Origin of the sequence: Lacticaseibacillus hulanensis (assembly GCF_004010095.1) — a bacterium.
Lineage (GTDB): Bacteria > Bacillota > Bacilli > Lactobacillales > Lactobacillaceae > Lacticaseibacillus > Lacticaseibacillus hulanensis.
This window is the reverse complement of record NZ_RRYD01000043.1, coordinates 1-20355: the sequence shown is the minus strand read 5'-3', so window position 1 is coordinate 20355 and position 20355 is coordinate 1. Positions and strand designations below refer to the sequence as shown.

Below are 20355 nucleotides of genomic sequence, written 5' to 3'. Positions count from 1 at the left end.
ACCTTAAAGTTCAAGAGTTGGTCAATGTCATGAAGATGTCTATCGGAGTGGGAATACCAATGTAGACGGGACTAAGTGAAATGCAGAATGTAAATCAAGAAAGGAAATATATAAACCTTTATTGGTGTCAAAGAGACATTCTTCCACATTTTATATAGCAGGATCAAACAATGAGTAAGGTCTACACCAATTATTTTTTCGATGAAGCTGCTTATGATTATCACGATGGTGGTTATGTCCCGCTGGAGGTTAACGCCGCGGCGCCGCTCAAGCCACTAAATGTGCCGCCGTTACTGAAGCCGGACAAAGAGACCGCGACTGACGTGTATTACACCGTCACTGCGCAGGCAGGGGAAACACAGCTACTGCCGGGGGCCAAGACCAAGACGTGGGGGTACAACGGGACGCTACTTAGCCCGACGATTCGCTATCAGGTCGGGAAGCACGTACACGTTACCCTCAAGAATGAGTTGCCCGAATTGACGACGTTCCACTGGCACGGACTCAACGTGAGTGGTCCGATTGTTGATGGTGGTTGCCACGCACCGGTTTATCCAGGTGAAACCAAGCACATTGACTTTACTCTGGACCAGCCGGCCGCAATGACGTGGTTGCACGCGCACCCATGTCCATCAACGGCGGAACAGGTTTGGCATGGACTTGCCGGCATTGTCTACGTGCAGGATGACCATGAGGCGAGCCTGCCATTGCCACACAATTACGGCGTGGATGATATTCCGGTTGTTTTGCAGGACCGGCTTTTCCACGAGAACAATCAGTGGGATTACCGTGCTGACTATGATCCTGACGGTGTGGCCGGCCCAACAGCGATGCTGAACGGGACCATCAATCCGTACTTCGATGTCACCACCCAGCGCCTACGTTTGCGTTTCCTCGATGGGGCCAACCGGCGCGAGTGGCGGTTGCACCTCGATGACGACCACGAGTTTACGCAGATTGCCGGGGATGGCAGCTTTTTGCCAGAGCCGGTGCGCATGACTAAGCTGATGCTGACGTGCGCTGAACGGGCACAGATTATTATTGATTTTGCGGATAAAAAGCCTGGTGACGTGGTTACGCTCTTCAGCGATGACGTGCCGCTTCTGCAATTTCGCATTCACGAGTTTGCGCCAGACAGCGCCGTTTTGCCGGACCAGTTACTGCAAATTACGCCACCAACCGTGAATCCAGATACGCCGGTGCGCCACATTGTGATGTCCGGGATGGACGAGACGGTTGCGCTGGATGGTAAGAAGTTCAAGATGGACCGAATTGACGCTACGCAACCGGTTGGGCAGGCCCAGTACTGGGATGTCACCAATACCAACGACATGGAGGGGGGCATGGTTCACCCATTCCACTGTCACGGCACGCAATTCCTCGTTATTAGCCGTAACGGACAGGCGCCGTACCCGAACGAGCACGGATACAAGGACACGGTTGGCGTGAACCCGGGCGAAACGGTGCGGCTGCTCGTCCGGTTTGACCTGCCTGGGGTCTACATGTACCACTGTCACATCATCGAACACGAAGATGGCGGGATGATGGCTCAAATTGAAAGTTACGATCCAAGCAAGCCACGGCCACACTACAACCTCATGACCATGGACAAACTGATGATGGCCCTGAGCGCCGAACGCGGTGTGCCGATGGATGAACTCTGGATGGGTGGCATGGATTCATACAAGAAGATGGGAATGGAGATGTAACCATTACGGATAAAAATGAACCGGAGCTGCGTGGTGGTCGGCGTCTCGCGTTTGTTGCGACGCTCCTGGCCGGAACCTTTTCCATGTCGATTTCGCAATCGGCGCTGAGCACGGCATATCCGGAGTTCATGCGGGCGTTTCACCTGGACGCCGGCACGGTGGCGTGGTTGACGACCGGCTTCATGCTCATGATGACATTGATGATGCCCGTCAGTCCCTGGTTGCTGCACAACGTTCCGTTCAAGCGCCTCTTTCAGATAGTGGAAGGAATCTTTGCACTGGGCACGCTGCTTTGCGTTTGGGCGCCAACCTTCAGTGTGCTACTCATCGGCCGTCTGCTTGAGGCGATTGGGGTCGGAATTATTTTCCCCAGTTTTCAAACGGTGCTGCTTACCATCACGCCATTAGACGCACGCGGGCAGGTCATGGGGCTGGCCGGATTGGTCATGGGTTCCGCACTGGCGGTGGGGCCAATCATCTCGGGCGTGTTGCTGACGTGGTTTTCCTGGCGGGCGCTGTTCATCCTGTTTTTGGCGGTTGCCTGCATTGTGCTCATTCTGGCCAAATGGACCATCACGTCGGCGTTGCAGCTGCAAAAATCCGGGCTCGACTGGCTGTCGTTTTGTCTCTCTGCCGGTTTTCCAATCACGCTAATGGCGCTAAGCCTGCTTGCTAAGGACGGGAGCCGTGTTGTTGGTGCGGCCTTCTTGATTGTCGGCATTGCACTTTTGCTGTCGTTTATTTACCGGCAACTGCACCTGAAAGCACCAATGTTACAGCTAAGGGTGCTGCAAACGGGGATGTTCCGTAAGAGTGTGCTGCTCACCGGCATTTCCTATGTGGGCCTCATCGTGACGACGGTGATGCTACCACTGTTCCTCCAAACCCACCTGCACGTGAGCCCGTTAGTTTCCGGGTTGGCGCTCGTGCCTGCCGCGGTGATGCTCAGCCTGCTCAACCCGATTAGTGGGAAAATGCTGGACCGGTTTGGCTCGCGGGTCGTGGCAACGGTGGGGATGAGCCTGATTGCAGGTGGCTACCTGCTGCTGGGATTGCTGGCGGCGCACCTGAACGTGTTAGGTGCAATCCTGCTGGCAATTTGCACCGAATCCGGCAATGCCTTTGTCATGATGCCATCGGTGACGGCGGGGGCGAATGCATTACCGAAACAGCTGGTCCCAGACGGAACGGCGGTCACGACGACGGCACGCCAGCTATTTGGTGCCGCTGGCGTGCTGGTGGCGACGGTGCTCTTGTCGCTGATGGAACAACAGCTCGGCAATCAGGCGGCTGGGTTTTCCTGGACGTTTCTAGTGTTTGCAGTAATTGCCGCGGCTGGTCTGCTGTTAGCACTGAGTCTGCCACGGAAAGAAGCTGCTTGAGTTACCGTCATATTAGGAGTAGACTGGTCTTTATATTTGACAAAAAGAATATGAAACTTGCTTGGATTAATGTAAGGAACCGCCTGGACGTGTTGACGTAGCGCGGTAATTTTGTTATCCTAGCATTTGGTATTGTTTGCCCCACGTAAGCCCCGGAAATCTTACAAGTGTCAAACAAACACAGAAATTTGGAGGAAACTCATCGTGCGTACAACATTTTTGGCTAAGCCAGGTGAAATCGAACGCAAGTGGTACGTCATTGACGCAACCGACATTGCACTAGGTCGTCTTGCATCTGTCGTAGCAACTATTCTTCGTGGCAAGAACAAGCCAACGTTCACCCCTAACGTAGATACTGGTGATAACGTCATTGTTATCAACGCTTCTAAGGTCAAGCTGACCGGTCGTAAGGCTACTGACAAGATTTACTACCGTCACAGCCAGCACCCAGGTGGTCTTAAGCAGGAAATTGCTGGGGACCTTCGGGAAAACAACCCAGAACGTTTGATCGAATATGCAGTTAAGAAGATGCTGCCTACCAAGAACACTCTTGGTCACCAGCAGTTCCTGAAGCTGCACGTGTACGCAGGTGCTGACCACAAGCACGAAGCTCAGCAGCCTGTAGTACTCGACATCAAGGACCGTATCTAAGGAGGATCATCATGGCAGACGTTGTAGCATACAGCGGCACAGGCCGCCGCAAGAACTCCGTTGCCCGCGTACGTCTCGTACCCGGTACCGGTAAGATTACCATGAACGGCAAGGATGCACATGACTACCTTCCGTTCGAAAACCTGATTTTGGACATGACCCAGCCATTTGGCCTTACCGAAACCGTCGGCCAGTACGACGCTTTGGTTAACGTTAATGGTGGTGGCTTCACCGGTCAGGCCGGCGCAACTCGTCACGGTATCGCCCGTGCCCTGCTGACCGTTGACCCTGACTTCCGTGGCGCCCTCAAGAAGGCCGGCATGCTGACACGTGACCCTCGTATGAAGGAACGTAAGAAGCCAGGTCTTAAGAAAGCCCGTAAGGCAAGCCAGTTCTCCAAGCGTTAATTCGTTTTGGATTACCGACACAAGAGCAGTCCTGCAGAAATGCGGGGCTGTTTTTTTGTGTCCGGCCAGCCTTAGCGGCGTTGCGGCACAGTATATTGAGAAATAATAATAATCCTCATGCAAGACCTCCGTGCTTTAGGAGGTCTTTTTCTTGTCTTTAGGGCTGTTGCAGAGCGGAATAGCCGCAGATTAAGATAACGCTTGAAATTGTATATTTTCACAATCAGCCACGCCTTATGCTTTTCCAGATGTGAAAACGACAGATTAAATAACCTGAAGAACCAATGCATCCTAATCACGGTATCCTACCAGTAGGGGGGATGCTGCTCAGTTGGCTATTCTGCTATTACAAATTTTATTCAGCTTATATCAGAATGTTTTGAATATAGGACTGATTCACGGGTATTCACCCGGTAGAGCTTGAGCGTACCTTGAGGGTTCAAACTTAAGGGCATCAAATTCTTAGTTTTATGAGCTTAGACAGCAGACATTAGCTACATCTTCCGAAAAATGTTGCATTGAAAGTTTGTGAAAGGTGGGATTACTATGCTTGGAGATTATCGTAAGCTCTCAACGCATAATCAACTGCGCCAAGAGTCAGAGATTACGACCAGAGTCAAAATGTTCAAAGGTAAAGGACGGTGGCTCACAGCACTAATTGTTGGTGTTGGGGCGGCAATTGCAGTTCAAGGCCAGAGCGTGACCCAAGCCGCAACAAGCGGCGCGACTGCTCCTAACTCTGAGACGAATGCAGAGGGTAATCCAGAAGTGGTTGCAGCGAAAACGGCGCAGGTCGTTAAACTAGTTACAACTAAGAGTGCGCCTAAAATTGATGATACGAAGGAATCTGCTGAAAGTGCGGCGTCAAGTACTGCTGAGCAAACCGGCGCGGCAGAAGATCAAACTGCAGAGTCGAGCAAACCAGCAGCGACTGAAAATGCTGCGCAGGCTGGAGCGGAGACGGCCCCGGTGACTTCAGAAGTAGCAGCTCAGGATGCTGAGTCAATCGCGCCTGCTAACGACGAACAAGCCGGCCAGGATGATCAGGCCAAAAAGCTTGTTGCCGATGAAACGAGTGTTGCGGAAGACGCTAAGACGAATGAAGAAGCGGCACCAAGCCCAAGCGTCACGGCTGAGGAAACCGCAGCACCTGGAAATCAAAATAGTGGCGATGCGGTCAAACCGGCAGCGGATGCGAAAGCCGTTACGTCTACCGAAGTTGTAGATGCGGTAGGGACCGCGACTAACGTGGCCAGCGATGAGAATGCTACGGCGGATACTGATAGGGCAGACAAGGCGGACACGGCGACGGCTGAAGCAACAGATGAAGCTGCAACTGCATCTAACGCGAACACAGACGAAGCAAGCACAGTGCAGACCGAGAACGCAGATGAGGCACCGGTAGTAACTACCGGCGCGACAGATGGTGGCCCAGCAGTATCTGACTCAACCGCAGATAATGATGCGTCTGTGGTGAATTTACCATCCAGCCCGGAAGTTAAGACTGCTGTGGACCCAGTTTCGGCAACGCAAGCAGACACGTTAACCTGGAAGACAGTAGAAGACCCAGCAACAATCTCGCTTTCCAGGATAGTTGAAAATGATGGTAAGAGTTACACGTTCACGATTAAACCGGGACGCGATGTAATTGCCGGCTATGAAGAGTGGGGTTATCCACTATTCAATAACACAGTGACAGATAATGCTGACCAAATAGAGCACACTTACACCCACGCTAATGGTGATACAGCTGCTTATTACATGCGTGATTTAACTAAAGGTGTTAAGGACTATCAGCCATTGGCATATCCCAATCACGACCGTGAACCTATTAAGTACGAAACGAGCACCGCTGAAGATGGTACGCCTTATCTTCGACTCACGACTGAAGACGCTACCGATCAACTAACGATTACAGAAACGCTGTCAGTTGACGCTAGTGGTTCCTTCAACCATACCGTCACGATTAGAAATAATGGTACCGCTACTTTGAGTAAGGTGAAGTTCGGGACGCTGGTTGATACCTCATTGGACGAGGCGGACGGGATTCCCATTTATTCCAATGGGGATGGGTCGGCCACTATCTCGAATGCAACCAAATCTGACAACGGGTTGACATTGTATTTTACGCCGACTGATAACGATACCTTGATTGTTGGTAACTACAAGACCCCTAATGAGAGTAACGACAGTTTTGGGGATATGCTAACACCGGAACCAGTTACTGGAAAGCCTAACGGGAAGTCTTTTGAGTCTAATGGGGATACGGCGGAACAGTTTGAAACCCCGGAACTGTCGCTCGCTCCCGGGGCGACAACCTCATACTCCTACAGTGAACATTTATACGTTCAGCAAATCACGACGAGCACAATCACCGTTAAGTACCAGGATGAAGGACACACGACACTGCAACCAGACACCACTACTGGTGGGGTTGTGGGTTCACCATTTGTGCTCAGCTCACAGGCAAAGACGATTGATGGCTACACCTACCTGAAGACGGAGGGCAATGTCACTGACTTCACTAAAGACCCACAAACGGTCACTTTGATTTTCCAAAAGACGCCGGTAGTCAAGACGCAAACCGCGACGATTACCTATCAAGACGTTACGGACAATAACAAAACACTAGGTGATGTCGATAGCGTTACCGGTGATTCAGGAACAACATCCAGCTACAGCAGTGCCGAGCGGATTAAAGCGTACACTGATCAAGGCTACAAGTTAGTCAGCGATGGAACCAAGGATGGCATTGTCTTTGATAGTGATGACGATGCAGACCAGCCCTTCATTGTGCAGCTGGCACATGACGTTGCTGACGTCACCCCCGAGGACCCACACGATGCTAAGCCGAGTGACTTTAGTGCAACGGCGACACGTGTGATTAAGTACGTCAATCCAAGCACACCGACGAAAGTGCCTACTCCAGCGACACAGACTCAAACTGCTAACTTGACCCGGACTGGAACCGAGGACCTCGTTACCAAGGAAGTTACTTTCTCTGACTGGCAAGCTGGTACAGTTGCGGCTATCGATAGCCCAGAAGTTGCGGGATACACGCCAGATCAGACCACCGTACAGGCAGCTTCATTCAGCACGCCTGATGTTGATGGAAAGCCAAGTGCCACCGTTACCGTCACCTACAGTACTGACGAGCAGACGGCAGTTGTCACTTTTGTCGACCAAGCTAACAACACGTTGCTGCCAAGCCAGACAATTACTGGCAAAACTGACGCTAAAGTTGATCACAGTCAAATTGCGTCCAGCATTCAGGCCGCAATGGACAAAGGTTACACGGTTTCTAAGGATGGGACAATTGGTGCAACCTTTGACCACAATAGTGACAGTAACCAAACTTTTGTCGTAGTCCTGGTGCCAGTTGAAAACGCCAGCGTGACTACCACTTTGGTGCCACAGGGACCGGACGGAAAGCCACTCACGCCAGCCGAGCCAAAGACGTTCAGCGGGAAGCCTGGTGACCCAATCAATGAAACGGATTACCCAGATGTTCCTGGCTACACCCCTGACGAAGGCCAAACAACAGTGGTGCCAAATAAACCTGGTGACACAATTGTTAAGTACGTGCCAAAGAAGCAGACCGCTACGGTAAGCTTCGTTGATAAGTCTGGCCAGCAGTTGATTACCCCAGACCAGACAATCACCGGTGACAGTGATACCGCAGTTGACCACACGCAACTCATGACGAGCATCCAGAAGGTCATCAACCAGGGCTACAGCCTGGTTGATGATCGGACGGTTGGTGCGGCCTTTGACCACTATGATGACAAGGACCAGAAGTTCACTGTGACGTTTACCGAGAACCCTAGGGCGGAACTGACGACGACCCTTGTACCAATGGGGCCGAATGACCAGCCGTTGACCCCAACGACACCAAAACAGGTAACTGGTTTCCCAGGTGACCCAATCAGTGACACGGATTACCCAGATGTTCCTGGTTATACGCCTGATCCGAACCAGAACCAGGACAAGAAGGTACCGAAAGAGCCGGGCGAGACAACCATCATCTACACGCCGAATACGCAGACCGCTACGGTAAGCTTCGTTGATAAGTCTGGCCAGCAGTTGATTACCCCAGACCAGACAATCACCGGTGACAGTGATACCGCAGTGGACCACACACAACTCATGACGAGCATCCAGAAGGTCATCAACCAAGGCTACAGCCTAGTTGATGATCACACGGTTGGTGCGGCGTTTGACCACTATGACGACAAGGACCAGAAGTTCACCGTGACGTTTACCCAGAATCCAAGGGCAGAACTGACGACGACCCTCGTGCCAAAGGGGCCAAATGATCAGCCGTTGACCCCAACGACACCAAAACAGATTACTGGTTTCCCAGGTGATCCAATCAGTGACACGGATTACCCAGACGTTCCTGGTTACACGCCTGATCCGAACCATAACAAAGACAAGAAGGTACCGAACGAGCCGGGCGAGACAACCATCATCTACATTCCGAATACGCAGACCGCTACGGTAAGCTTTGTGGATGAGTCCGGTAAGCAACTAATTACCCCAGACCAAACTGTCACTGGGGATAGTGATACTGCAGTTGGTCACAGTCAGATTGCGACGAGCATTCAAAAAGTAATTGGTCAGGGATATGTTCTGACTAAGGATGGCACGGTTGGAGCGACCTTTGATCACAACGATAAACAGCCACAGAGGTTTACAGTAGTCTTTGGGCAGGTCCCTAAGGCAGAACTGACGACGACCCTTGTGCCAAAGGGGCCAAATGATCAGCCATTGACCCCAACGACACCAAAACAGGTCACTGGGTTCCCAGGTGACCCAATCAGTGACACGGATTACCCAGACGTTCCCGGTTACACGCCTGATCCGAACCAGAACCAAGACAAGAAGGTACCGAACGAGCCGGGCGAGACAACCATCATCTACATTCCGAATACGCAGACCGCTACGGTAAGCTTTGTGGATGAATCCGGTAAGCAACTGATTACCCCAGACCAAACTGTCACTGGGGATAGTGATACTGCAGTTGGTCACAGTCAGATTGCGACGAGCATTCAAAAAGTAATTGGTCAGGGATATGTTCTGACTAAAGATGGTACGGTTGGCGCGACCTTTGATCACAAGGATGGTGAACAGCAGAAATTCACAGTAGTCTTTGGCCAAGTTCCAAAGGTCAAGTTGACGACGCCACTTGTGCCTAAGGGTCCAAACGGTCCGCTGACACCAACGACTCCAGTTCAAATTACTGGTTTCCCAGGTGACCCGATCAGTACGACGGACTACCCTGATGTTCCTGGTTACACACCAATTGAGGACCAGAACAAGAAGGTACCAAACGAGCCAGGCGAGACACAGGTAGATTACACGCCAAATACGCAAACTGCAGTAGTGACCTATGTAGACGAATCAGGCAATCAGCTAATTACTGGCCAGACTATCACTGGGAAGTCAGACACCGCGGTTGACCACTCACAACTCATGACCAATATCCAAAAGGTTATCAATGAAGGATACGTAATAGTTGATGACCGGACGGTTGGTGCAATTTTTGACCACATTGATGGTAAAAATCAGAAATTCACTGTAACTTTCGGTCAAGTTCCAAAGGTCAAGCTGACAACGACGATTGTGCCTAAGGGTCCTAATGGCGAACCACTGACACCCACGACCCCAGTTCAAATCACTGGCTTCCCAGGTGACCCAATCAGTGTGACGGATTACCCTGATGTTCCTGGTTACACACCAATTGAGGACCAGAACAAGAAGGTACCAAACGAGCCAGGCGAGACACAGGTAGATTACACGCCAAATACGCAGACCGCGATTGTGGAATATGTAGACGAATCCGGTAAGCAGCTGATCACTCCTGAACAGACAGTCACCGGTGACAGTGATACCGCAGTTGATCACGGTCAAATTGCGACAAACATTAAAAAGGTTATCGGTCAGGGATTTGTTTTGACGAAGGATGGGACGGTTGGCGCAGCGTTTGATCACAACGATAATCAGCCGCAGAAGTTCACGGTAGTCTTTGGCCAAGTTCCAAAGGCAAAGCTCACAACAACTATTGTGCCAGAAGGTCCTAAGGGTCAGCCGTTGACCCCAACGACGCCTAAGCAAGTAACTGGTTTCCCAGGCGACCCAATCAGCGAGACGGATTACCCAGATGTTCCTGGTTACACCCCTAATAAGAATCAGAACAAGCTAGTGCCAAACGAGCCCGGTGAAACGACGATTGAGTACACACCAAACACGCAGACTGCAGTAGTGACCTATGTGGATAAGTCTGGTAAGCAGCTGATTACTCCAGATCAAACAATTAGTGGTGACAGTGACACGGCGGTAGTTCACAGTCAAATTACGGATAATATCCAAAAGATAATTAACCATAATTATGTATTGGTTAGCGATGGCACAGTCGGAGCGACCTTCGACCACAACGATGGTGAGCAGCAGAAGTTCACCGTGGTCTTTGGTCAAGTTCCTAAGGCAGAGTTAACGACGTCCCTTGTGCCAGAGGGTCCTAATAGCCAGCCGTTGAAGCCAACGACGCCTAAACAGGTCACTGGTTTCCCAGGTGACCCCATCAGCAAAATGGATTACCCAGACGTTCCTGGTTACACGCCTGTTGAAAACCAGAACAAGAAGGTACCGAACGAGCCGGGCGAGACAACTATCACCTACACGCCGAATTCGCAGACCGCGATTGTGAAATATGTGGACGAGTCTGGTAATCAGCTAATTGCTGACCAGACCATGACTGGAAAGTCGGATACAACAGTTGACCACTCGCAGCTCACGCTCAATATCCAAAAGATTATCAACGAAGGGTACGTACTAGTTGATGATCGGACAGTTGGCGCTACGTTTGACCACAATGACGATAATAATCAGAAATTTACTGTAACTTTCGGTCAGGTTCCTAAGGCAGAACTAACTACAACCCTTGTGCCAAAGGGTCCAAACGGTCCGCTGACACCAACGACTCCAGTTCAAATTACTGGTTTCCCAGGTGACCCAATCAGTGCGACCGACTACCCAGATGTTCCTGGTTACACGCCAAGCAAGAACCAGAGCAAGCTAGTGCCAAATGAGCCCGGTGAAACGACGATTGAGTACACACCAAACATGCAGACTGCAGTAGTGACCTATGTGGATAAGTCTGGTAAACAGCTGATTACTCCAGATCAAACAATTAGTGGTGACAGTGACACGGCGGTAGTTCACAGTCAGATTACGGATAATATCCAAAAGATAATTAACCAGAATTATGTATTGGTTAGCGACGGCACAGTCGGAGCGACCTTCGACCACAACGATGGTGAGCAGCAGAAGTTCACCGTGGTCTTTGACCAAGTTCCCAAGGCGGAGTTAACGACAACCCTTGTGCCAAAGGGTCCAAACGGTCCGCTGACACCAACGACTCCAGTTCAAATTACTGGTTTCCCAGGTGACCCAATCAGTACGACGGACTACCCGGATGTTCCTGGTTACACACCAAGGGATGACCAGGACAAGGTGGTGCCGAACGAACCAGGTGAGACGACGGTTGAGTACACGCCAAACTCGCAAAGCGCGGTAGTGACTTATGTAGACGAGTCTGGTAAGGAGCTGATTACACCAGACCAGGTCATCACAGGTGACAGCGATACTGTAGTTGGTCATGGCCAAATTGCGCCTAATATCCAAAAGGTAATTGGTCAGGGATATGTTTTAACTAAGGATGGCACAGTTGGAGCAACCTTTGACCACAACGATAAGCAGCCACAAAGGTTTACAGTGGTTTTTGGCCAAGTTCCTAAGGCAGAACTAACGACGACCCTTGTGCCAAAGGGTCCAAACGGTCCACTGACGCCAACCACGCCAGCACAGGTAACTGGTTTCCCCGGTGACCCAATCAGCGAGACGGATTACCCAGACGTTCCTGGTTACACACCTGATAAGAATCAGAACGAGGTGGTGCCGAACAAACCCGGCGACACAACGATTATGTATACGCCGAATACGCAGACTGCAGTAGTGAGTTACGTAGATGAGTCTGGTCAGCAGCTGATTACGCCAGACCAAACTATTACTGGGAAGTCAGACACCGCTGTTGACCACACAAAACTCATGACCAACATTCAAAAGGTTATCAACGAAGGATACGTTCTAGTTGATGATTGGACGGTTGGCGCGACGTTTGATCACATTGATGATAACCAGCAGAAGTTCACGGTAGTCTTTGGTCAGGTTCCTAAGGCTGAACTGACGACAACCCTTGTGCCTAAGGGTCCAAACGGTCCGCTGACCCCAACGACTCCAGTTCAAATTACTGGTTTCCCAGGTGACCCGATCAGTACGACGGACTACCCGGATGTTCCTGGTTACACCCCAAGGGATGACCAGGACAAGGTGGTGCCGAACGAACCCGGCGAAACTACCATTACGTACACACCGAATACGCAGACTGCAGTAGTGACCTATGTGGACAAATCAGGTCAGAAGTTGATTACTCCTGACCAAGTCATCACTGGTGACAGTGACTCGTCAGTAGCTCACAGTCAGATTAAAGCCAACATCCAAAAGGCAATTAACCAGAATTATGTACTGGTTAGCGACGGCACAATTGGCGCGACCTTCGACCACATTGACGACCAGCCACAGAAGTTCACCGTGGTCTTTGATCAAATTCCAAAGGCCAAGCTGACCACAACGATTGTGCCTAAGGGTCCTAATGGTGAACCACTGACCCCAACGACTCCAGTTCAAATCACTGGGTTCCCAGGTGACCCAATCAGTACGACGGACTACCCAGATGTTCCAGGCTACACACCAAGCGAAAACCAGAACAAGGTAGTGCCAGACGAGCCGGGCGATACAACGGTTGATTACACGGCTAATGACCAGAAAGCCATCGTGACATACGTGGACGAGTCTGGTAATCGGCTAATCACTGACCAGACTATCACTGGAAAGTCAGACACCGCTGTTGACCACGCGCAACTCATGGCTAACGTTCAAAAGGTTATCGACGAAGGATACGTACTAGTTGATGATCGGACAGTTGGCGCAACGTTTGACCACAACGACGACAACATTCAGAAATTCACCGTAACTTTCGGCCAAGTTCCTAAGGCCAAGCTGACAACGACAATTGTGCCTAAGGGTCCTAATGGTGAACAACTGACACCGAAGACTCCAGTTCAAATCACTGGTTTCCCAGGTGACCCAATCAGTACGACGGACTACCCAGATGTTCCAGGCTACACACCAAGCGAAAACCAGAACAAGGTAGTGCCAGACGAACCTGGCGAAACGACGATTGAGTACACGCCAAACACGCAGACCGCAATCGTGACCTACATTGATAAGTCTGGTAAGCAACTGATTACGCCTGATCAAGTCATCACTGGTGACAGTGACACGGCGGTGGTTCACAGTCAGATTACGGGGAACATCCAAAAGGTAATTAACCAGAGTTACGTCCTGGTCTCTGATGGTACAGTCGGAGCGACATTCGACCACAACGATGGCAAGCAGCAGAAGTTCACTGTGGTCTTTGACCAAATTCCAAAGGCCGAGTTGACCACAACGATTGTGCCAAAGGGTCCAAACGGTCCACTGACCCCAACGACTCCGGTTCAAATCACTGGTTTCCCAGGCGACCCAATCAGTACGACGGACTACCCAGATGTTCCAGGCTACACACCAAGCGAAAACCAGAACAAGGTAGTGCCAGACGAGCCAAGCGAAACGACGATTGAGTACACGCCAAACATTCAGACCGCAATCGTGACCTACGTTGATAAGTCAGGCAAGCAGTTGATTACGCCGGACCAAGTCATCACGGGTGACAGTGACACAGCGGTAGTTCACGGTCAGATTAAAGCCAATATTCAAAAGGTAATTAACCAGAATTATGTACTGGTTAGCGACGGCACAATTGGTGCGACCTTCGACCACATTGACGACCAGCCACAGAAGTTCACCGTGGTCTTTGACCAAATTCCAAAGGCCGAGCTGACCACAACGATTGTGCCTAAGGGTCCTAATGGTGAACAACTGACACCGAAGACTCCAGTTCAAATCACTGGGTTCCCAGGTGACCCAATCAGCACCACGGATTACCCAGACGTTCCTGGTTACACACCAGTTGAGAACCAGAACAAGGTGGTGCCAAACGAACCTGGTGAGACGACGCTGGAGTACGTACCAAATCTCCAGACGGCAACGGTGGCTTATGTTGATGGGTCAGGCAATCACCTAATCCATGACCAGCAAATTGGTGGCAAGAGCGACACACCAGTTGACCACGCACAAATTACGACCGCCATTCAAACCGTCATTAGCCAGGGTTACAACCTTGTGAGTGATGGGACGGTCGGGGCCGTGTTTGATCATGATGACGACCACGCCCAAATTTTCACCGTGCTCTTTAGCAAGCTTCCGGCGCCAAGACCGACGAAGCCAGCAACTCATGTTACCCCGCCAAGCACCACCGCGGAGACCGGTCACCCTGGGTTGCCATCGACGTTTGGTGGAGTAACTACCGGTGATGCAGCAGGCGATTCAGGCACGACCAGAATCAAGCGGACGTCGGACAATGGTCGGACGACTGGTAAGAAACAGGCAGCGGCGCAAGCGCAAGGTCAGACTGCGACCCACAGAGAGTTACCACAGACTGGTGACGGTCACGCCACTAGTCTCACGTGGCTCGGTGCAACGCTGATGTTCCTGCTCGGGATTGCTGATCGCCGGCGCAAACGAGACCGTTAATCTAGAGCGGCGAGAAAGTGACTAACTTACTTTATTAAGCAGCTGCCACGAATATTTTTACCAGCGAAACTCCTTCTTGGGTAGACAAGCGAAGCATTAAAGCTTGCCAGCTCTGGAAGGAGTTTTTGTATGCTTCGTAAAACATCTAGGTATACGGCAGAAGGTAGCCGCGCCAGCTAAGTCAATCAATGTCAGCGGCTAGCCTTGGCCAGCGGAGCAAATATGGCTGTCGCCAGGAAATACTAAACGGCACGGTTCCGGTATCGTGCCAGAATCGTGCCGTCAAGGATGCTGAATAGGTGCTGCCAGTGTTTGGCCTGCTGCCCGCAGCGTATCGTTCACATTTAATTCACTCTATTCACGCGCAATTACCTGTTGCAGTGTCCCCATCACGGCATCAGCATAGCCACTGCCGAACTTGTCCAAGTGCACCATCAGGTAATACAGCCGGTAGAAGTTCAGCCGCTGCTGCCAGCCGTCGTCCATCGGCAAGGCATCTTGATACGCGGCGTAGAAGTCGGGGCCGAAACCGCCAAAGACGGTCGTGACGCCAATATCAAACTCGCGGTCACCGTAAACCGCCGCCGGATCGATTAGTGCCGGGCGCCCGTCAGCGGTAAACATGTAGTTGCCGCTCCACAAATCACCGTGCAGCAGAACGGGCGTACTCTTGTGTTGCGCTAGGGCAGCGGTAATCACTTGGCGGGCCTGCGAGTAAAGTGCGTACTCCTGCTGCGACCACAAACCCTTTTGCACAATGTGGTCCGCTAGCTTATCCAGTCGCTGGTGCACAAACAGTTCCTGCCAAGTATCCACCCAGTCATTGCTGAAGCTGACACTGGTGCCGGCGTAGGGCTGGTCAAAACCGAAGCGACCGTCTGGACTCGTAAAGGAGTGCAGATGCGCCAGCAAGCGCCCGAGGTCCGCCTGGCTGCCGTGACCGCTAGTTAGGTAGCTAAGCAGCAAGTAGGCATCCCCATTAATCTGGCCGTGCCCCAAGACCCGCGGGGCGAGCACGTCCGCCTGGGCAAACGCGGCTAGACCAGCAATTTCACCAGCGTAGAAATCAGCGGCCATGTGCGGTTGCACGAGGAGAAAATAGGTCTGGCCAGCCGCCTGCAAGCGGTAGGCCGCGTTAACATCGCCGCCGCCAACGGGTACGACCTGTTGCACTGGCTGCACGGGCAGCTGCTGGAGCCACATTTTATCTAACATGCTATCAATCCTCTCTGAAATCTTCGTCTCCATGATAACGCAAAAATTGGCTGCAAATGGATGTGGTTTGGCACCGTTGATGCGAGGACGTCGGGCTTGTGCTTTTCCTATATTTCCTGTGCCACATTAGTTCAATCGCCGTGTAGGAACAGGTGGCCGTTAGCTTAAGTCGCGTCCCTGCATTTTCAGATTGCGCCGAGAGGTTTTGTGGAAACGTTGAACGTATTGCGGCCGTTTGGAATCTTTCAGCTTTGAATCGCTGACAACCATATTGGTCCAATGTTCTTACGTAAAAACACCTGTTGCACTAATCCTCCCGGAAGGATTAGTGCAACAGGTGTTTTCATTTGGTAGTCAGAATTAACGGGGCAAGAGAATGCTCAGCGTATCAATGATGCCGGAAGCGGCGCTCGGGAACGCGAAGATTTGCTGCTGCAGCATCCCCGCGGTGTAGCGGCCGTTAATTAGCATGGTGAGCAGGTTAATGGTCTCCTCGCCGTCGTCCGCGTACAGGCTGGCACCAACTAGGTAGCCATCTTTATCGAAGACCAGGGTTGCCTCGGCGTCGAGGGCGCGCTTGAATTCGAACGTGGCCTGCTCGCCGTACTTAAGAACCTGGATGCGGTAGTCATCGGGGTGGGCCTTGGCGGTGTCGATGCTGACGCCGACCTGGGCCAACCGGGGCATGGTGAAGACCACGCTTGGAATTGCGGGGTAGCTGATTGGTGCGGTTTGCCCGGCAATGACACTGGCGATGTAGTTGGATTCGAAGATGGCCACGGGGGTCAGCTTGGCCTGGGGCTTGTCGATGACGTCACCACTGGCGAAGATGTTTGGCACGGCCGTTTGCAGGTGGTCGTTGACCTTGATACCGCGGCGGGACGCCTCAATCCCAAGGGCTTCGAGGCCGAGGCCCTCCACGTTCGCCACACGACCGGTTGCGCCGAGGATGTAGTCGGTGTCGATGGTCAGACCGCTCTTGGTGGTGACGGTGAGGCCGGTCGCAGTTTTGCTGACGGCGGACACGGCTTCACCAAAGTGGAAGTGCACGCCCTGTTGCTCGAGCTTCTTTTGCAAGCGCGCAACGTAATCCTGGTTGAACGGTGCCAGGGCCTTGTCGCTGAACTCGACGATGTGGACGTCTTTGCCCATGCTGGCGGCCATGGAGGCAAATTCCATGGCGATGATGCCGGCACCGATGAAGACGAGGCGCTCTGGCATATCTGACAGGTCGAGGAATTCCCGGCTGTCGTGGATGTATTCGTCACCGGGGATGTTCAGTGTGGCTGGACGCTGCCCCGTGCCCAGCACGATGTACTCGCTCGTGTAGTCCTTGCCCGCAACCGACACGGTGTGTGCATCGGTTAGCTTGGCACTTCCGGTGGTCATCTGGATACCCATCTTGGTGAAGAGTCCGGTCATTGCCGGTGCAAATTGGTCGATGACTTGGTGCTTGTAGTTCATCAGGTCGGGCCAGTTGATTGTCGGCACGTTGTCGACACCGTTACCTTGGAAGCGTGCGAGTTGTTCCTTCAGCTGAAATGGGCCATCTAGCGCAATCTTGGCGTCGCAGCCGTAGTTAGTACAGGTGCCACCAACAAGGTCCTTTTCAACGATGGCGACGTGCTTGCCGAGTTGCGTTAACGCCACGGCCGCGTGCCAGGTAGAATGACCTGAACCAATCATGATTACATCAAAATCCATAAGAATGTTACCTCCATCTTTTTTAATCGTGCACGATTAATATTTTAAAAATAAACGACCTCAGTTGCTGAGGCCGGCTTCGAGCTTTTGGTTCAGCGCCAGCGCCTGCTGGTAATCATCGATGGTGAGGGCATAGTGGCCCAGACACTTAACCAGTGCCGCCTGAATTGGGGCTTCCTGTGCCTTGGCGTGGGCAGTCAGGCTGACAATCAGGCGCCGTTTGTCGGTTTCTGGGTGGGTCCGTGTGACCCAACCGCGACTTTCCAGCCGCTTGAGTAGCGGAGTCAAAGTGTTGGAGCTGAGGTGCAGTGCGTCACCGAGATCGCGCAGTTCACGGTGATCTTCGTTCCACAGCACCGTCAGCAGCAAGTATTGCGGGTAGGTCAGGTCGAAATCCTTCAGTGCCTCCTGGTAAAACTTGTTGAAGAGGCGGTTAACGTTGTAGACGCTGAAGCACAGCTGGTTTGCTAGTTGGACATGGTCCGGCATGATTATTCTCCTTATTAGTCGCACACGATTGGTTTTAGCTTAGGCCTAATGTTGGGGAATTGCAACAGTAACCGTTCGAAGGTGGAGACTGGCCGACGTCCACTCGTCAATCCGCGTTGCCCGCTAGATACGCCGAACTCGTGTTAATGGTTGCACGGTGGATATTTTGCAGTGTCTGCTCCGCCATCTGTGAGGTGACGGTTGGCTCGGCCAGCCATCTGGCGATGAAACCGGCAACCGCGGATGCCAAGTACGCGGTGTTCATGCGGTTACGCGGGGTGTCAGCAACAAGGGAAAGTGTGCGGTCGCCAGCCAAGACTTGCGCGTAGATGACATCGGCGAGTCGTTTCTGGAAGGTCCCGTCGTCCTTGCTGAACAGGATTTGCAGTGCGTGTCTTTCCCTGACCACGCTGGCGATGATGCCTTTGCAGTACGCGTTGATTTGATCGGAGTCAATCGCATGTAGGTCGCTTTCGGGGCTACTGAAAGCGTCCGCCATGTTCACAAGTACCTGGTCGATGATGTGGTCGCGCAGCGTTGGCAGGTCGAGGTAATGCTGGTAGAAGGTGTTACGGGCGCACTGAGCCAGCGAGCACAACTGCTTGACGGTGATGTCCGTGCAGTCGTGGTCAACTAGTAATTCGAGATAGGCTTGCTTCAAGTTGGCCTCGGTTTTGCGGTAACGCAGATCATTTTTATTCATGGTGCACCTCTTTAACGGACATTATACCAGTTAAGTGACACTTAACGCACATTTTCCCCATTATTGCCAGTTGAAGCCCGCCGTGACGGCTTGTATAGTGACCTTAAATACTGAAAAGTGAGGTAATTACATTGAATCGTGTCGCGTCAATTCTAGGAATCAAGTACCCGTTTGTTCAGGGGGCGATGTCGTGGCTGACAGACGCCAAGTTTGTCGCCGCCGTCAGCAACGCCGGTGGGCTCGGTATCCTCGGCCCCAACGCCGGGCAACATACTGTCACCGCCAGCGCCGATGAGACCGCTAAGCGCATGCGGGACCAGGTTAAGCAGGTGCAGCAGCTGACCGATAAGCCATTTGCTGTGACCCTAATTGTTGCCGCCAGCGACACCTCGATTTTTACCCAGAAAATATTGGACGTGGTCATTGAGGAACACGTGCCTGCAGTGTTGCTCAACTCGCTGGGCGGCGTGAACAGTGCCACTTACGGAGTTGACCCAGAAATCATGGCGACGCTCAAGAAGCACGGGATTAAAACTGTGGTGCGGTCGCTCCAGCCATCAATTGCGGATGCGCAGGCTGTTGAGGCGCAGGGGGCCGATGTGTACGTGGCGACCGGTTTTGATGAGGGTGGCACCATGCCCGGTGGTGAGATTGGCTCCTTTGCCATCATGCCGATGATTGCCGATGCTGTTAAGATTCCCGTGTTGCTTGCTGGCGGGATTGCTGATGCGCGGACGGTGAACGCGGCTTTCGCTCTCGGTGCTGAAGGTGTCTACGTGGGCTCACGGCTGATTCCAACGGTCGAAAATCCGGCGGCTGAGAACGTCAAGCAGTTGATTGTTGATTCAACTGCTGAGGATCTGCGCTTGTTCCGGACAACACCGGATTACTACCGGTCCCTCCCGACAAAGCTGCGCGATGAACTTGTCGCCAATGACAACAAGTTGCCGTTGCTGGAAGCAAAGCAAACTAACGGGAAACTGATGGGCGGTACCAGTGGTATGCGCATAGGGATGCTCGATGGTGACTTAGAGCATGGGTATGTCTCCGTGGGGACCGGGATTTCGATGGTGCACTCCATTCAGCCAGTGCAGACGGTTGTTGAAGAAATGATGCAGGATTACAAGACCAGTGCGGAGTGATTATTGACTACTGTTAAGGTTTAAACACAGCGAGTGGCAGACTAGTATCCCCGAGCAAGAAGACGCCAACCTGCCGCTCTTTTTTGTTTGACGAATTTACAATGTAAGTGCAACAAATTAACCAAATAGAAAAGACTCACAGCCTGAGTCCTTGTACAATGAAATCACCACAAGATCATATACAAGGAGAACTCGGCT

The 20355-nt window shown here is 52.1% G+C and carries 10 protein-coding genes; 6 read left to right on the top strand and 4 right to left on the bottom strand.

Annotated features, from left to right (window positions below; all coding sequences use genetic code 11):
* Window positions 1–170 precede the first annotated feature (170 nt).
* The 5 genes from EKN00_RS10150 to EKN00_RS10130 all read left to right on the top strand — a co-directional run bounded on the left by EKN00_RS10150 (window position 171) and on the right by EKN00_RS10130 (window position 14904).
* Entirely contained in the window at window positions 171–1709 is a 1539-nt protein-coding gene (locus tag EKN00_RS10150; RefSeq protein ID WP_127850128.1) for a multicopper oxidase family protein, read from the top strand.
* Between the two features lie 26 nt (window positions 1710–1735).
* Complete coding sequence (locus tag EKN00_RS10145) at window positions 1736–3091, top strand: MFS transporter (RefSeq protein WP_277749637.1); 1356 nt, start codon at window positions 1736–1738, stop codon at window positions 3089–3091.
* Window positions 3092–3295: 204 nt separating this feature from the next.
* Entirely contained in the window at window positions 3296–3742 is a 447-nt protein-coding gene (gene rplM, locus EKN00_RS10140) for a 50S ribosomal protein L13 (protein WP_127850126.1), read from the top strand.
* Between the two features lie 11 nt (window positions 3743–3753).
* Window positions 3754–4149 (top strand): 30S ribosomal protein S9, encoded by a 396-nt coding sequence (gene rpsI, locus EKN00_RS10135; RefSeq protein WP_127850125.1) that lies wholly within the window; start codon window positions 3754–3756, stop codon window positions 4147–4149.
* Window positions 4150–4695: 546 nt separating this feature from the next.
* A complete protein-coding gene (locus EKN00_RS10130; RefSeq protein ID WP_127850124.1) occupies window positions 4696–14904 on the top strand; it encodes a mucin-binding protein in 10209 nt (3402 codons plus the stop codon).
* Between the two features lie 354 nt (window positions 14905–15258).
* Here EKN00_RS10130 and EKN00_RS10125 read toward each other — a convergent pair whose 3' ends face one another.
* The 4 genes from EKN00_RS10125 to EKN00_RS10110 form a co-directional block, all read right to left on the bottom strand.
* Window positions 15259–16119, bottom strand: coding sequence for a fructosamine kinase family protein (locus tag EKN00_RS10125; RefSeq protein ID WP_127850123.1), 861 nt, complete (start codon window positions 16117–16119; stop codon window positions 15259–15261).
* Between the two features lie 360 nt (window positions 16120–16479).
* Window positions 16480–17823 carry a dihydrolipoyl dehydrogenase family protein gene (locus EKN00_RS10120; RefSeq protein ID WP_127850122.1) on the bottom strand — a complete coding sequence of 448 codons (1344 nt, stop codon included), beginning with the start codon at window positions 17821–17823 and terminating at the stop codon, window positions 16480–16482.
* Window positions 17824–17883: 60 nt separating this feature from the next.
* Complete coding sequence (locus EKN00_RS10115; protein WP_127850121.1) at window positions 17884–18312, bottom strand: MarR family winged helix-turn-helix transcriptional regulator; 429 nt, start codon at window positions 18310–18312, stop codon at window positions 17884–17886.
* Between the two features lie 106 nt (window positions 18313–18418).
* On the bottom strand, window positions 18419–19015 hold the full coding sequence (locus tag EKN00_RS10110; protein WP_127850120.1) for a hypothetical protein: 597 nt from the start codon (window positions 19013–19015) through the stop codon (window positions 18419–18421).
* A 107-nt stretch (window positions 19016–19122) separates the two neighbouring features.
* On the opposite strand from EKN00_RS10110, the gene EKN00_RS10105 reads away from it, so the two are divergent.
* Entirely contained in the window at window positions 19123–20157 is a 1035-nt protein-coding gene (locus tag EKN00_RS10105; RefSeq protein WP_338323186.1) for an NAD(P)H-dependent flavin oxidoreductase, read from the top strand.
* Window positions 20158–20355 lie beyond the last annotated feature (198 nt).

Bases quoted from the DNA above. Each gene is read 5' to 3' on its own strand.
- EKN00_RS10150 (WP_127850128.1), top strand. From the start codon at position 171: ATGAGTAAGGTCTACACCAATTATTTTTTCGATGAAGCTGCTTATGAT.
- rpsI (WP_127850125.1), top strand. From the start codon at position 3,754: ATGGCAGACGTTGTAGCATACAGCGGCACAGGCCGCCGCAAGAACTCC.
- EKN00_RS10130 (WP_127850124.1), top strand. From the start codon at position 4,696: ATGCTTGGAGATTATCGTAAGCTCTCAACGCATAATCAACTGCGCCAA.
- EKN00_RS10125 (WP_127850123.1), bottom strand. From the start codon at position 16,119: ATGTTAGATAAAATGTGGCTCCAGCAGCTGCCCGTGCAGCCAGTGCAA.
- EKN00_RS10120 (WP_127850122.1), bottom strand. From the start codon at position 17,823: ATGGATTTTGATGTAATCATGATTGGTTCAGGTCATTCTACCTGGCAC.
- EKN00_RS10115 (WP_127850121.1), bottom strand. From the start codon at position 18,312: ATGCCGGACCATGTCCAACTAGCAAACCAGCTGTGCTTCAGCGTCTAC.
- EKN00_RS10110 (WP_127850120.1), bottom strand. From the start codon at position 19,015: ATGAATAAAAATGATCTGCGTTACCGCAAAACCGAGGCCAACTTGAAG.